A 14,606-nucleotide genomic window follows, 5' to 3' on the forward strand; every position below is an offset into this window, starting at 1 on the left:
AAAGGACATATCCGGACTAACGTGTCCGTCATGGAAGACCAATTCCGCCCGCTCATCCGGCAGACGATCCTGGACGGGCTCGCTGCTCCGGTCCCGGTGCTGACCCGGCGCGACGTGTGGCTGCCCGCGGTGCCGAACAAGGCGACCGCCGTGATCGGCATGCGCCGGGCGGGAAAGACCAGTCTGCTCTGGCAGATCCTCGGTGACCGCCTGGCCCGGGGCACCCCGCGCGACGGCCTGCTCTACTTCAGCTTCGAGGACGAGCGGCTCGCCGGCATGGAGGCCGGGGACCTGGGCGTGCTGGTGGAGGAGTACTACCGCCTCAACCCCCACTGGCGGGACCGGCAACGGGCCACGTTCTTCCTGGACGAGATCCAGGTGGTGCCGGGTTGGGAGGGCTTCGCCCGCCGCGTGCTCGACAGCGAGCAGGTCGACCTGTTCCTCTCGGGGTCATCGGCGCGCCTGCTCTCCCGCGAGGTCGCCACCCGCATGCGCGGGCGCGCGATGGAGGCGTTCGTGCTGCCGTTCAGCTTCCGGGAGAGCCTGCGCCACGCGGGGCAGGAGCCGCAAGGCCTGCCGGGCCGCCTGACCAAGGCCGAGCAATCCCTGCTCGACCACGCCCTGCGCCGCTACCTGACCGAGGGCGGTTTTCCCGAGGCGCAGGGGCTCGATGCGCGCAGCCGCATCGAGCTGTTGCGAGGGTACGTCGACGTCGTGCTGCTGCGCGACGTCGTCGAGCGTCACGCAGTCACCCAGCCGCTGGTCCTGCGCTGGATGGTGCGGCATCTGCTCGGCAACGCAGCCGGGACTTTCAGCATCCACAAGTTTCACGTCGACCTGAAGTCCCAGGGCGTCCCGGTCGGCAAGGATACGCTGCACAGCTACCTCGGCTACCTGGAGGACGCCTTCCTGCTCCGCAGCGTCGCCGTCGCCACCGACTCCGAGCGCCGGCGCCAGGTCAACCCGCGCAAGGTCTACCCGGTCGACCCCGGCCTCATCCCCCTCTTCGACCGGACGGCCAGGGCGAATCTCGGCCACGCCCTCGAGACCGCCGTGTTCCTGGAGTTGGGGCGGCGCGGCGCCGAGGTCGCCTACGTGCGAACCGCGAGCGGCTACGAGGTCGACTTCCACGTGCGTCATCTCGAAGGCCGGGAAGAGCTGATCCAGGTCTGCGCGAGCGTCGACGCCCCGGAGACGCTCGCGCGGGAGGTCCGGGCCCTGCGGGAGGCGGCGCCGGAGCATCCCCGGGCCGCCCGGGTGCTCGTCACGCTGGACCGGCCGGCGGTGCTCGCAGCCCCCGACGACGTGACGGTGATCGCTGCCCGCGACTGGCTGCTGGGCGCGACGCGCGCGTGAGCGGAAAACGGGAGCGGGCGTCTGAGGACCAGTGGCGTCTGCACCGATTGTCACGCCCCATCGTCAGCGCAGAGGGACATCCCACAAAATGTGATCCCTATCGAGTCCGTTCAATCGAGTCTGACCCCATTGATCGGGCTTCCGGCGAGGGCCGCTTTCGGCTATGATGCCGCGCTTCCCCGGACAGGCCGGGGTGTGACTCCTTGCCTCACCGGAACGCCGGCAGACCGGAACGCCGGGAGGCTCGACAGCCGAAAGGAGCGTCCATGCGTCACTACGAAGTCGTGTTCCTGGTCCACCCGGACCAGAGCGAGCAGGTTCCCGCGATGCTCGAGCGGTACCGCTCGATGATCGAAGGCGGCAACGGGCGGATCCACCGCCTGGAGGACTGGGGCCGCCGCCAGCTGTCCTACCCCATCGCCAAGGTCCACAAGGCGCACTACGTCCTGATGAACATCGAGGTCGAGCAGAAGACGCTCGACGACCTCGAGAGCGCGTTCCGCTTCAACGACGCGGTGCTGCGCAACCTGGTCATCAAGCGTGACGAGGCGGTCACCGAGCCCTCGCCGATGGCCAGGTCCCGCGAGGAGGGCGAAGAGCGCCGCGAGCGCGGGCCCCGGCCGCCGCGCGAGGACCGGGTGGCCGACGAGCTGCCCGCCGAGGACGAGGAGTGACGGCGGGCGCCGCGCGCGCCCGGTCGCTGGACGAACGATACGAGGGGTAGGACATGTCGCGTTTCTTCCGCCGCAAGAAGTACTGCCGGTTCACCGCCGAGGGCGTCAAGGAGATCGACTACAAGGACATCGCGACGCTGAAGCAGTACGTCAGCGAGACCGGCAAGATCGTCCCGAGCCGCATCACCGGGACGAAGTCGCGCTACCAGCGCCAGCTGTCGACCGCCATCAAGCGGGCGCGGTTCCTGGCGCTGCTGCCGTACACCGACGCCCACCAGTAGACGCGCAGGGCAGGCGCTCGAGCCGGCGGCCCGATGAAAGGCCTGGCGGCATTCGTGATGGCGGGCCGGGGCCAGGCGGTGCTGGCCGTGGTGGCGTTCTCGCTCCTGTCGGTGGTGATCCCGCCGGCGAGTTACCTGGCGGGCGGCGCGGTGGGGCTGGTGACCCTGCGCCGGGGCTGGCTCGAGGGGTTGTTCGTGACGGCCGGGGCGACGCTGCTCGCCGGGGCCCTCGGGTGGGTGGCGCTGGGCAGCCCGCTGCCGGTGCTGGCGCTCCTGGGGTTGCTGTGGCTGCCGGTGTGGGCGCTCGCGCAGGTGCTGCGCGGCGCCTCGGCCCAGGGGCCGACCCTGACCTTCGCGGCGCTCGCCGCGGCTGGGGCTATCCTGCTGGTCCACGGGGTCGTGGACTCGCCGGCCGACTGGTGGCGGGGGGTGCTCGAGGACGGGCTGGTGCCCATGTTCGAGGGCCAGGGGATCAAGCTGAACCCGGAGGTCATCGCCCGCATCGCCGAGGTGATGACCGGGGTGGTGGCGGCGGCCACGGTGCTGGGGACGAGCATTTCGCTCTTCGTGGCGCGCTGGTGGCAGGCGCTGTTGTACAACCCCGGCGGGTTCGGGCAGGAGTTCAGGGCGCTGCGGCTCGACTGGCGGGTCGCGGCGGCCACCGCGGTGGTGGCGCTGGCGCTGCTCCTCGCACCCGGCGGGTTGCGGCGCCTGGCGGCCGAGATTCTGCTGGTGGGGCTGGTGGTGCTGACGTTGCAGGGCCTGGCCGTCGCGCACGCGCTGCTCGGCCCGCGCAAGGGTGGCCGAGCCTGGTTGACGGGACTCTACGTGGCGCTGGTGGTGCTGTGGCCGTACCCCATGGTCGCGCTCGCGGCGCTTGGGTGGGCCGACGCGTGGGTCGATTTCCGGCGCCGATTCTACAAGTCGTGAGGTAGGACGATGGAAGTGATACTGCTGGAGAAGGTTCAGAACCTCGGGAACCTGGGCGAGAAGGTCCGGGTGAAGCCGGGCTATGCGCGCAACTTTCTGATCCCGAAGGGCAAGGCGGCGCAGGCGACGGCGGCCAACCTGGAGGCCTTCGAGAAGCGCCGGGCGGAGCTGGAGAAGGCTCAGGCCGAGACGCTCGGCGCGGCCCAGGCCCGGGCCGCGAAGCTCGAGGGGGTGCGCCTGCGGATCGCCCGGCGGGCCGGTGACGAGGGCAGGCTCTTCGGCTCGGTCGGCACCTCTGACATCGCCGAGGCGGCCGCTGCCGCGGGGCACGAGGTGCACAAGCACGAGGTGCGTCTCGCCGAGGGGCCGCTGCGTCAGCTCGGGGAATTCTCGGTCCCGCTGCACCTGCACGCCGACGTGGACGCCCAGATCACGGTCGAGGTCGTGCCCGAGGCGTGAGGCCGCCCGGCCCGGCGGCGGTCGTCGCCGGGCCCGATTGCGAAATCCCCTGCGCGGTGATAGACCGGGGCCGTGATGGCAACCCTCTCGCCCCGAGACGTCCGACCCGATCCCGAGGCGGCGGCCCTCAAGGTGCCGCCGCACTCGATCGAGGCCGAGCAGTCGGTGCTCGGCGGGCTGATGCTGGACAACGCGGCCTGGGACCAGGTCGCGGACCTCGTCGGTGAGGCGGACTTCTACCGCTACGCCCACCGCCTGATCTTCCGCGCCATCGGGGCGCTCGCCGAGCAGAACAACCCCTTCGACGTGGTGACCCTTTCGAGCTGGCTCCGGGACCGGGGCGAGCTCGAGCCCGCCGGTGGGCTCGCCTATCTCGGCGAGCTCGCCGCGAACACCCCGAGCGCCGCCAACATCAAGGCCTACGCGACCCTGGTGCGCGAGCGCTCGGTGCTGCGCGACCTGATCCGGGTGGCGGGCGAGGTCGCGGATTCGGCGTTCCAACCGGATGGCCGCGACACCTCGGCGCTGCTGGACCACGCCGAGCGGCTGGTCTTCGAGATCGCCGAGCGGGGGCTGCGCCGGCGGGCGGGGTTCCGGGTGGTCAAGGACCTGCTGGTCACGGTGGTCGACCGCATCGACGCCCTCTACCAGCGGGACAATCCGATCACCGGTGTCTCGACGGGTTTCAGCGACCTGGACGGCCTGACCTCTGGGTTGCAGGCCTCCGACCTCGTCATCGTCGCGGGGCGCCCGTCGATGGGCAAGACCAGCTTCGCGATGAACCTCGCGGAGCACGCGCTGCTCGGCGACAAGCTGCCGGTGGCGGTGTTCAGCATGGAGATGCCTGCCGAGCAGCTGGTGATGCGGCTCCTGTCCTCGCTCGGGCGCATCGATCAGCACAAGGTGCGCACGGGCAAGCTCGACCCGGACGACTGGCCACGGCTCACCTCGGCCATCGGCATGCTCTCCGAGCGGCCCATGTTCATCGACGACACCCCGGCCCTCACTCCTACGGAGCTGCGCGCCCGCGCCCGGCGCTTGAAGCGCGAGCACGGGCTCGGGCTCGTGGTGATCGACTACCTCCAGCTGATGCAGGTGCCGGGCACGCGGGAGAACCGCGCCACCGAGATCTCGGAGATCTCCCGCTCCCTGAAGGCGCTCGCCAAGGAGCTCGCGGTCCCCATCGTGGCCCTGTCCCAGCTCAACCGCAGCCTCGAGCAGCGCCCGAACAAGCGGCCGGTGATGTCGGACCTTCGTGAATGCGTGACCGGGGACACCCTCGTCTGCCTCTCCGACGGCAGACGGGTTCCGGTTCGGGACCTGGTCGGGCAGACCCCCCGCGTGTGGTCTCTGGACGCGGACCAGCGGGTCGTTGAAGCGGACTCAGACAAGGTCTGGTCCGTCGGTGTCCGACCGGTATTCCGGGTGACACTCGCGAGTGGGCGGGCCCTGCGGGCCACGGCCGCCCACCGCCTGCTCGGTGCCGAGGGCTGGAGGACCGTCTCCGAACTTGGGCCCGGCGACCGCCTGGCAATGGCACGACGTATTCCCGAGCCGGGGCCGTCGGACCTGGATTGGTCTGAGGAGCAGATCGTGCTCCTCGGACACCTGGTGGGGGACGGGAGCTATCTGAAGCATCAGCCCCTTCGCTACACCACGGCATCCGAGGAGAACAGTCGGGCGGTACGTGCGGCGGCAGAGGCTCTCGGAAGCACGGTGTCGCGGCAGGCTGGGCGGGGACAATGGCACCAGCTCGTCATCGCCGGCAACGGCAACCGCTGGCATGCGGCCGGTGTCGGCGCCTGGCTCAAGTCGCTCGGCATCTATGGTCAGCGTTCACACGAGAAGCGGCTACCGGTCTCGGTGTTCGGGCTTGGTAATGAGAAGGTTGCCCTCTTGCTTCGGCACCTTTGGGCGACGGATGGCTCCATCAGCGTACGCTCACAGGGGTCAAAAGGTGCGGCCCGGGTCTTCTTCTCGACGGCGAGCGACGGTTTGGCGTCCGACGTGGCAGCGCTGCTGCTGCGCTTCGGAATCGTCGCGCGCATTCGAGGGGTTGCCCAGCGGAGCCATCGCCCCGTCTACACGGTGGATGTGACGGGCTCGGACCAGCAGCGCAGCTTCCTCGACGAGGTCGGTGCTTTCGGTCCGCGGGTGGTCCCGGCTAGCCGCCTGCGCTCGGTTGTTCTCGAGATGCAGAGTAACCCCAATGTGGACACTCTTCCGAAGGAGGTGTTTGCGGAAGTTCGGGCCGCCATGAACGCGCGCGGTGTGACCCAGCGGGGCATGGCTGCCCTGCGCGGGACAGCCTACGGCGGCTCAAGTCACTTCCGGTTCGCACCCAGCCGCAGAACGCTGGCGAGCTACGCCGACCTGCTGGAGAGCGATAGCCTTCGCCGCTGGGCGCAGTCCGACCTGTACTGGGACCGGGTCGTCGCCGTGGAGCCTGACGGAGAGGAGGAGGTCTTCGACCTGACCGTCCCTGGCCCAGCATGCTGGTTGGCCGACGGCGTGGTGAGCCACAACTCCGGGGCCATAGAGCAGGATGCTGATTTGATTATGTTTATTTACCGCGACGAGGTCTACAACGAGGAGAGCCCCGACAAGGGGACGGCGGAGATCATCGTCGCCAAGCAGAGGAACGGCCCCATCGGGACGGTGCGCCTGACCTTCCTTGGCAAGTACACCCGCTTCGAGAACCACTCACCGGAGACGGCGGGGGCGGGGGCCTATCTGTGAGCCGCCCGCTCCGGGCACTCGTCGACCTCGGGGCCCTGGCTTACAACCTGCGGAGGGTCCGCGAGGCCGCCCCGGGCCGGCGGGTCATCGCCATCGTCAAGGCCGACGCCTATGGCCACGGGCTTCTCGCGGCCGCCGATGCCCTGGCCGGTGCGGACGCCTACGGCGTTGCTGCCCTGGAGGAGGCCCTGCGGTTGCGCGCGCATGGCGTGCGCGTGCCGGTGCTCCTGCTCGAGGGCTTCTTCGAGGCCGGAGAGCTGGACGCCATCGCCCATCACGGCGTGGACGTCGCGATCCACCACCCCTGGCAGATCGAGGCCCTGGAGTCGGTGCGGCTCGAGTCCCCGGTCCGGGTGTGGGTCAAGCTCGACACCGGGATGCTCCGGCTGGGCTTCGCCCCGGGGCAGGCGCGCGCCGTGCGCGACCGGCTGCGGGCGAGCCCCAACGTCGCCTCGCCGGTGCGGTTCATGACCCACCTCGCTATGGCAGACGACCCCGCCGCGCCCGGCACGCCGCGTCAGCTCGAGCGGCTCGGCGCGGCGCTCTCCGGACTGGAGGCCGAGGCGAGCGTCGCCAACTCGGCGGGTGTGCTCGCCTGGCCCGAGAGCCACCGGGAGTGGGTCCGGCCGGGCATCATGCTCTACGGTGCCTCGCCCTTCCCGGGGCGGGTCGGTGCGCAGGACGGGCTTCGCCCCGTGATGACCCTGGAGACCCGCCTGATTGCGGTCAGCCGGGCTGTGGGGGGCGAGGCCGTTGGGTACTCGGGGACCTGGGTTTGCCCCGAGGACATGCCCCTGGGGGTCGCTGCGGTCGGCTACGGGGACGGCTACCCCCGCCACGCGCCGTCGGGTACGCCGGTGCTGGTGAACGGCGTGCGGGTGCCGCTGGTCGGCCGGGTCTCCATGGACATGGTGACCCTGGACCTGCGTTCCGTGCCCGATGCCCGGCCGGGGGACCGCGTGGTCCTCTGGGGCGAGGGTCTGCCGGTGGAGGAGGTGGCCGAGGCCGCCGGGACCATCGCGTACCAGCTCCTCTGTGGGCTGACAACGCGGGTGCCACGCCTCGGTACCGGTCAGGGTGGCACGGACGCTCATGCCGCCTAAGGACCGCCGCGTCTACCAGTGCCAGGCCTGCGGGGCGGAGCAGCCCAAGTGGGCCGGGCAGTGCCCCGACTGCGGGGCCTGGAACTCCCTCGTCGAGGCCCTGGCCCTGCCCCGCAAGGCCGCCTCGGGAGGGTGGGCGGGCGCCGCGGAGGGGGGCGTACTCGACCTCGCCAGCGTCGAGCAGAACGAGGAAGGCCGCCTGCCCACCGGCTTCGACGAGCTCGACCGGGTGCTCGGGGGCGGCCTCGTCGCCGGGTCGGTCGTGCTCATCGGCGGCGACCCGGGGATTGGCAAGTCCACCCTGCTCCTGCAGGCCCTCACCTCGGTCGCCGAGCGCCACGGCGTGCCGGTGCTCTACGTCACCGGCGAGGAGTCGCCCCAGCAGGTGCGGCTGCGGGCCGACCGCCTCGGCCTCGGCGTCGCCGGCGTGCGCCTGCTGGCCGACATCGAGGTGGACCGCATCCTCGCCGCCGCCCAGCGCGAGCGGCCCCGGGTGGCGGTGGTCGACTCGATCCAGACCGTCTATTCCGAGCAGCTCCCCTCGGCTCCCGGCAGCGTCAGCCAGGTGCGGGAGAGCGCGGCGCGCCTGGTGCGCTTCGCCAAGCAGACCGGCACCGCCGTGCTCCTGGTCGGCCACGTGACCAAGGAGGGGACCATCGCGGGGCCCCGCGTGCTCGAGCACATGGTGGACACCGTCCTCTACTTCGAGAGCGACCAGGGCAGCCGCTTCCGGGTCGTGCGGGCGTTCAAGAACCGCTTCGGCGCGGCCAACGAGCTCGGGGTCTTCGCCATGACCGACCGCGGGCTGCGGGAGGTAGGCAACCCCTCGGCGATCTTCCTCTCGCGCCACGACTCGCCGGTCGCCGGCAGTGTCGTGATGGTGACCCGCGAGGGCAGCCGGCCGATGCTGGTCGAGGTCCAGGCGCTGGTGGACGAGAGCCACCTCTCCACCCCGCGCCGGGTGGCGGTCGGCCTCGACCCGAGCCGGCTCGCGATGCTGCTGGCGGTGCTGCACCGCCACGGTGGGGTCGCGACCTACGACCAGGACGTGTTCGTCAACGTGGTGGGAGGCGTGCGGGTCACGGAGACGGGGGGCGACCTGGCCGTGCTGCTCGCGGTGCTCTCGAGCCTGCGCAACCGGCCCTGGGCCGGCGACCGCGTGGTGTTCGGGGAGGTGGGCCTCGCCGGGGAGGTGCGCCCGGTGGTGGGGGGGGAGGAGCGGCTGCGGGAGGCCGCCAAGCACGGTTTCCGCCTCGCCGTCGTGCCGAAGGCCAACGCCCCGCGGCGTCCGCCCGAGGGCATCGAGGTCGTCGCCGTCACCCGGCTGCAGGAGGCCCTGGACGCGCTCTGACGCCCGCCGGTCAGGGCTCCGCTCGACGGGGACGGCGCACGCGCACCGACGGGTCGATGCGCACCGTCTTCACGCCGTTTGGCGTGGTCTGCAGGATCTCCATCGCGTGCCCGTCCAGACGCAGGCTGGTGTCGGGGTCGGGGATCGTCTCCAGGTACTCCAGGATCAGGCCGTTCAGGGTCTTCGGGCCGTCCGTGGGCAGGTCCCAGCCGAGGGCGCGGTTGAGGTCGCGCACGCCGATGCCGGCGTCGACGAGGAGCCTGCCGTCGGGCTGCGGCACGATCTCCGGCGTGTGGTCGCCCGGGTCGGTGGTGAATTCGCCGACCACCTCTTCCAGGATGTCGTCGAGCGTGACCAGCCCCTGGACGTCGCCGTACTCGTCGACCACCAGCCCCAGGCGCTCGCGCCGGCGCTGGAAGTGCAGGAGCTGGACCGCGAGGGGCGTCCCGCTCGGGATGAAGTAGGGCGCGACCGCGAGGGTCCGGAGGGATTCCCGGGTGAGCTCGCCGCGGTCGAGGAGCGCGAGTGCCCGGCGCAACTGCAGGATCCCCACGACCCGGTCCACGTCGCCGTCGAAGAGGAGCACCCTGGCGTGCTGACAGCGCAGCAGCCGCTCGCGGATCTCCTCGATCTCCGCTTCGAGGTCGATCCCCATCATCTCGGTGCGGGGGACCATGATGTCGTCGACCGTGACGTGCTCCAGGTCCAGGATCCCGAGCAGCATCGTGCGGTGGCGCTGGGGCAGGATGGCGCTGGCCTCGTTCAGCACCGTCCTGAGCTCCTCGCGGCTGAGCGGTTGCGACTCGAGGGTCTCGCGCGAGAGTCCGAGCAGGCGCAGCAGGCCCGTCGAGGTCGCGCTCACCAGCCACACGACCGGGTAGAAGAGCTTCTGCAGGGGGGTCAGCACGTAGGAGGCGGCGAAGGCGACCCGCTCGGGCGCGAGCGCCGCGAGCGTCTTCGGGGTGACCTCGCCGAAGACCAGGATCACGAGCGTCAGGACGACCGTCGCCACCGCGATGCCGGCCTCGCCGAAGAGCTCGATGCCGATCACGGTCGCTATCGCCGAGGCCAGGACGTTGACCGAGTTGTTGCCCACCAGGATCAGCCCGATCAGCCGGTCCGGGCGGGCGAGGAGCGCGCTTGCGCGCCGCGCGCCGGGGTGGCCGCTCTTCTCCAGGTGGCGCAGCCGATAGCGGTTGAGTGCCATCATCCCGGTCTCGGAGCCGGAGAAGAAGGCCGACATCAGGACCAGCAGGACGAGGACGGCGAAGAGCGCCCCCAGGGAGAGGTCAGACAACGGTGGCGGTGCCTCCGATCACTTCAGCCGATCACTTCAGCGCTTGAGCACCAGCTCCAGCACGAACTTGCTGCCGAAGTAGGCGAGCATCAGCGCGAAGAACCCGCCGAGACTCCAGCGGATGGCGACCCGGCCGCGCCAGCCGAAGCGCCAGCGGCCCCAGAGCAGGATGCCGAGGATGACCCAGGCGATGACCGAGAGCACGGTCTTGTGGGCCAGGTGCTGCCCGAAGAGGTCCTCGACGAACATCGCCCCGCTGACGATGGCCGTGGTGAGCATGAAGAAGCCGGCGGCGATGAGCTGGAAGAGCAGCGTCTCCATGGTCTGCAGCGGCGGCAGGGCGCGGACCGCGCCCCCGAGGCGCCTGCGCCGCAGCTGGTGCTCCTGGAACGCGAGGACGACCGCCTGCACGGCCGCCACCGACACCAGGGCGTAGGCGATGACTGCGAGCACCAGGTGGATCTCGAAGCCGAATCCCCGTCCGAGGGCGACCACCCGGCTGCTCGGGAAGGCGAGCGCGAGTGCGGCGCTCGTCGCCGCCAGCGGCAGGCCGACGAAGAAGAGGTTCTCGAGCGGCTGCCCCAGGCTCGCGATGACGATGATCGCGGCGATGACCCAGGCGAAGAGCGACGCCGCGTAGAAGAAGCCGAGGTTCAGCCCACCCGGCACGAAGACGGCCTGGGACAGGACCACCCCGTGCAGGACCACCGCGAGGGCGGCGAGCGCGAGGGCCTGGGGCTTTGCCTGGGGGTCCGGAACACCCTTGACGATGGGGATGGCCAACCGGGCGGTGGCGACCAGGTACAGCAGGACGGTACTCACACTGAATACGACAGGTAACATGGCGTGGTGGTCCGGGGCGGCGGCGCCGGGCCATCATGGCACAATAACCCTCCGGTATTGAAGGGGAAGCCCACGTGTTCGAAAGCCTGACCGAGCGCCTGACCCGCACGCTGAAGAACCTGAGGGGGCAGGGGCGCCTCACCGAGGACAACATCCGCGACACCCTGCGCGAGGTCCGCATGGCGCTCCTCGAGGCGGACGTCGCGCTCCCCGTGGTGAAGGAGCTCGTGGAGCGGGTGCGGCTGCGCGCCCTCGGCCAGGAGGTCATGGAGAGCCTCACGCCTGGCCAGGAGCTCATCCGCGTCGTGCGCGACGAGTTGATCGCGGTGATGGGCGAGGCGGGGGAGGGTCTGGACCTGAGGGCGCGGCCGCCGGCCGTCCTCCTGATGGCGGGCCTGCAGGGCTCGGGCAAGACCACCACGGTGGCGAAGCTCGCCCGCTGGCTGAAGGAGCGCAAGAAGAGCGTGATGGTGGCGAGCACGGACGTCTACCGGCCGGCCGCCATCGAGCAGCTCGCCGTCCTCGCCCGCGAGGTGGGCGCCCAGTTCCACCCCTCCCACGCCGGCGAGGACCCGGTCGCGATCGCCACCCGGGCGGTGGGCGACGCCAAGCGCAGGATGCTGGACGTGGTCCTCCTGGACACCGCCGGGCGGCTGCACGTGGACGAGGGGATGATGGAGGAGATCCGCCGCATCCACGCCGCCGTGGACCCGGTGGAGACGCTGTTCGTGGTGGACGCCATGAGCGGTCAGGACGCCGCGCGGGCGGCGAAGGCCTTTCACGACGCCCTGCCGCTCACGGGGGTGGTCCTCACCAAGGCGGACGGCGACGCGCGCGGCGGCGCCGCGCTCTCGGTGCGCCACGTCACCGGCAAGCCCATCAAGTTCATCGGTACCGGCGAGAAGACCACGGCCATCGAGCCCTTCTACCCGGACCGCATCGCCTCGCGCATCCTCGGCATGGGCGACGTGCTCGGGCTCATCGAGGAGGTGGAGCGCAAGGTCGACCGGGAGCAGGCGGCGAAGATCGCCACCAAGCTCAAGACCGGCAAAGGCTTCGACCTCGCGGACTTTCGCGATCAGCTGCGCCAGATGAAGGGCATGGGCGGGCTGTCCGGCCTGGTGGACAAGCTGCCGGGCATGGGCAACCTGCCCGCCGAGGTCAAGGCGCAGGTGAACGACCGGGAGCTCCTGCACGTGGAGGCGATCATCAACTCCATGACCCCCCAGGAGCGCCGCCACCCCGGCGTCATCAACGGCTCGCGCCGCAAGCGGATCGCCGCGGGCTCCGGGACCCAGGTCCAGGACGTCAACCGCCTGCTGAAGCAGTTCACGCAGATGCAGAAGATGATGAAGCGCATGGGCAAGAAGGGTGGGCTCGCCGGCCTGCTCCGGGGCATGCGCGGACGGATGCCCCCCCCGGGGGCGTTCCCCGGGTAGCGCCGCGACGGAACGGGCGCCTTCCAATCCGGGCCAGGATCGGTAGAATACTCGTCTTTTCGGCCGGCCCGGGACATAGCGAGACGCATGGTTACGATTCGACTCAGCCGCAGCGGCGCGCACAAGCGGCCCTTCTATCACGTGGTGGTCACCGATTCCCGCAACCGCAGGGACGGTGGCTTCATCGAGCGCGTCGGGTTCTTCAACCCGATCGCCGCCAGCCAAGAGGTCTCGTTCCAGGTCGACGCCGACCGGTACGCCTACTGGGTCTCGAAAGGTGCCCAGGCCTCCGCGCGGGTTGCCCAGCTCGTCAAGCAGCAGCCGGCCGCCGCGACCCCCGCGTAAGGGGCCCGCGCTCGAGCCGCCGCCCGACCGGGGCGGGGGCCTTGGTGCCGCGGTCCCGGACCCGGGCGACCTGGTCGAGCTCGGCCGCGTGGCCGGTGCGCACGGGGTGCTCGGGTGGGTCCGGGTGGTGTCGTGGTGCGAGCCGCCGGAGAACCTGCTGGGGTACCCGTCGTGGTACCTGTGCCGCGGCGGGCGGTGCAGTCTGTGGCGGGTGCGGGACGGCCGCGCGCACGGCAAAGGCGTGGCTGCCTGGCTGGAGGGCTGTGAGGACCGCGACCGGGCCCAGGCGCTGGCGGGCGCCACGGTGGCGGTACGCCGGGCCGAGTTGCCCGACCCCGGCGAAGGTGAGTACTACTGGGCGGACCTGATCGGGCTCACGGTGGTGAGCGCGGCAGGCCAGGAGCTCGGCCGGGTGGCGGCACTGATGGCCACCGGGGCCAACGACGTGCTGGTGGTACAGGGCGAGCGGGAGCGGCTGATACCGTTTCTGCCCGGCTCGGTGGTGCAGGAGGTGGACCTGGCGGCGCGGCGTGTCCGGGTGGATTGGGACCCGGACTTCTGAGCGCCATGCACATCGGCGTCGTCACGCTGTTTCCGCCGATGTTCGAGGCCGTCACCGGTTACGGTGTCAGCGGCCGGGCGGTGAAGGAGGGGCGGCTGCGCGTCGACCTCTGGAACCCGCGGGATTTCACCCGCGATCGCCACCGGACCGTGGACGACCGGCCCTACGGCGGAGGGCCGGGGATGGTGATGCTCTACGACCCGCTGGTGGCCGCGATCGAGGCGGCGCAGGCGGGGGTGGAGGGCGCCCGGGTGCTCTACCTGAGCCCCCAGGGCCGGCGGCTCGACCAGGACGGTGTGCGGGAGTTGGCGGAGCGGCCCGGCTTCGTGCTGGTGGCGGGGCGCTACGAAGGCATCGACGAGCGGGTCGTCGATGCGGTGGTCGACGAGGAGTGGTCGATCGGGGACTATGTCCTCTCGGGCGGCGAGCTGGCGGCCATGGTCGTCATCGACGCCGTGACGCGCCTGCTGCCGGGCGCCCTCGGCCACGAGGACTCGGCGCGGGAGGACTCGTTCGCCGACGGATTGCTGGACTACCCGCACTACACCCGGCCCGAGGTGGCCGGGGACCGGCAGGTGCCGGCGGTGCTGCTGAGCGGTGACCACGGTGAGGTGCGTCGCTGGCGCCTGAAGCAGGCCCTCGGACGCACGTGGCAGCGGCGCCCCGACCTGCTGGCGGGGCTGGAACTGGGTCCGGAGCGCCGGGCCTTGCTGGAGGAATTCATCCGCGAACGGCGCGAGTGGGCCGGCGCGGGGAGAGAGGACGCAGGAGGACCGGAGCGATGAGCAACCTCGTCGAGATGATCGAGCGGGAACAGATGACCCGCGAAGTGCCCGACTTTTCCCCGGGCGACACGGTGATCGTGCACGTCAAGGTGAAGGAGGGTGCCCGCGAGCGCCTGCAGGCCTTCGAGGGCGTGGTCATCGCCAAACGCAACCGCGGCTTCAACTCCTCGTTCACCGTGCGCAAGGTGTCCCACGGCGAGGGTGTCGAGCGCACCTTCCAGACCTACAGCCCGGCCGTCAACGACATCGTGGTGAAGCGCCGCGGTGACGTCCGCCGTGCGAAGCTCTATTACCTGCGCGACCGCCGCGGCAACGCGGCGAAGATCCGCGAGAAGGTGTAACCCCGGAGGGACGCCGGGCATACGTCCCTCGGGCCTCGCCGGGCGCCGTCCGTGGCCTCGGGTGGCCCCGGGCGACGGCACCGGGGAACGGCCTCGAGGGC

At 71.0% G+C, this 14,606-nt stretch carries 15 protein-coding genes; 13 read left to right on the plus strand and 2 right to left on the minus strand.

Going from position 1 to position 14,606, the window contains the following annotated elements:
• The first annotated feature begins 30 nt into the window (after positions 1 to 30).
• The 8 genes from KA217_01425 to radA all read left to right on the plus strand — a co-directional run bounded on the left by KA217_01425 (position 31) and on the right by radA (position 8,893).
• A complete protein-coding gene (locus KA217_01425) occupies positions 31 to 1,356 on the plus strand; it encodes an ATP-binding protein (GenBank protein ID MBP7711115.1) in 1,326 nt (441 codons plus the stop codon).
• A 266-nt stretch (positions 1,357 to 1,622) separates the two neighbouring features.
• Positions 1,623 to 2,030: a 30S ribosomal protein S6 gene (rpsF, locus tag KA217_01430; protein ID MBP7711116.1), complete on the plus strand. Its 408-nt coding sequence runs from the start codon at positions 1,623 to 1,625 to the stop codon at positions 2,028 to 2,030.
• Positions 2,031 to 2,083: 53 nt separating this feature from the next.
• Positions 2,084 to 2,311, plus strand: a complete 228-nt coding sequence (rpsR, locus tag KA217_01435) for a 30S ribosomal protein S18 (GenBank protein MBP7711117.1) — start codon at positions 2,084 to 2,086, stop codon at positions 2,309 to 2,311.
• A 33-nt stretch (positions 2,312 to 2,344) separates the two neighbouring features.
• Positions 2,345 to 3,241 (plus strand): hypothetical protein, encoded by an 897-nt coding sequence (locus tag KA217_01440; protein MBP7711118.1) that lies wholly within the window; start codon positions 2,345 to 2,347, stop codon positions 3,239 to 3,241.
• 9 nt (positions 3,242 to 3,250) lie between these two features.
• Positions 3,251 to 3,700, plus strand: coding sequence for a 50S ribosomal protein L9 (gene rplI / locus KA217_01445; GenBank protein ID MBP7711119.1), 450 nt, complete (start codon positions 3,251 to 3,253; stop codon positions 3,698 to 3,700).
• A gap of 75 nt (positions 3,701 to 3,775) precedes the next feature.
• Positions 3,776 to 6,439, plus strand: a complete 2,664-nt coding sequence (locus KA217_01450) for a replicative DNA helicase (GenBank protein ID MBP7711120.1) — start codon at positions 3,776 to 3,778, stop codon at positions 6,437 to 6,439.
• Positions 6,436 to 7,542: an alanine racemase gene (gene alr / locus KA217_01455; GenBank protein ID MBP7711121.1), complete on the plus strand. Its 1,107-nt coding sequence runs from the start codon at positions 6,436 to 6,438 to the stop codon at positions 7,540 to 7,542. The genes KA217_01450 and alr overlap by 4 nt, the downstream gene beginning before the upstream one ends.
• Positions 7,532 to 8,893 carry a DNA repair protein RadA gene (radA, locus tag KA217_01460; protein ID MBP7711122.1) on the plus strand — a complete coding sequence of 454 codons (1,362 nt, stop codon included), beginning with the start codon at positions 7,532 to 7,534 and terminating at the stop codon, positions 8,891 to 8,893. Before alr ends, radA begins: the two co-directional genes overlap by 11 nt.
• Before the next feature lie 10 nt (positions 8,894 to 8,903).
• Here the strand turns inward: radA and KA217_01465 are convergent, their stop codons facing one another.
• On the minus strand, positions 8,904 to 10,190 hold the full coding sequence (locus KA217_01465; protein ID MBP7711123.1) for an HlyC/CorC family transporter: 1,287 nt from the start codon (positions 10,188 to 10,190) through the stop codon (positions 8,904 to 8,906).
• A 36-nt stretch (positions 10,191 to 10,226) separates the two neighbouring features.
• Positions 10,227 to 11,033, minus strand: coding sequence for a cytochrome c biogenesis protein CcsA (gene ccsA, locus KA217_01470; protein ID MBP7711124.1), 807 nt, complete (start codon positions 11,031 to 11,033; stop codon positions 10,227 to 10,229).
• Between the two features lie 74 nt (positions 11,034 to 11,107).
• Here ccsA and ffh point away from each other — a divergent pair, with 74 nt between their 5' ends.
• The 5 genes from ffh to rplS all read left to right on the plus strand — a co-directional run bounded on the left by ffh (position 11,108) and on the right by rplS (position 14,505).
• Positions 11,108 to 12,472: a signal recognition particle protein gene (ffh, locus tag KA217_01475; GenBank protein ID MBP7711125.1), complete on the plus strand. Its 1,365-nt coding sequence runs from the start codon at positions 11,108 to 11,110 to the stop codon at positions 12,470 to 12,472.
• A gap of 87 nt (positions 12,473 to 12,559) precedes the next feature.
• Positions 12,560 to 12,817 (plus strand): 30S ribosomal protein S16, encoded by a 258-nt coding sequence (gene rpsP / locus KA217_01480; GenBank protein ID MBP7711126.1) that lies wholly within the window; start codon positions 12,560 to 12,562, stop codon positions 12,815 to 12,817.
• 70 nt (positions 12,818 to 12,887) lie between these two features.
• The gene (gene rimM, locus KA217_01485; GenBank protein MBP7711127.1) at positions 12,888 to 13,379 is read left to right on the plus strand and encodes a ribosome maturation factor RimM; all 492 of its coding nucleotides are present in this window, start codon (positions 12,888 to 12,890) and stop codon (positions 13,377 to 13,379) included.
• A gap of 5 nt (positions 13,380 to 13,384) precedes the next feature.
• Positions 13,385 to 14,164: a tRNA (guanosine(37)-N1)-methyltransferase TrmD gene (gene trmD, locus KA217_01490; protein MBP7711128.1), complete on the plus strand. Its 780-nt coding sequence runs from the start codon at positions 13,385 to 13,387 to the stop codon at positions 14,162 to 14,164.
• On the plus strand, positions 14,161 to 14,505 hold the full coding sequence (gene rplS / locus KA217_01495) for a 50S ribosomal protein L19 (GenBank protein ID MBP7711129.1): 345 nt from the start codon (positions 14,161 to 14,163) through the stop codon (positions 14,503 to 14,505). The genes trmD and rplS overlap by 4 nt, the downstream gene beginning before the upstream one ends.
• The last annotated feature ends 101 nt before the right edge of the window (positions 14,506 to 14,606 follow it).

It is taken from the genome of Gammaproteobacteria bacterium (assembly GCA_017999615.1).
Classification (GTDB): domain Bacteria; phylum Pseudomonadota; class Gammaproteobacteria; order JAABTG01; family JAABTG01; genus JAGNLM01.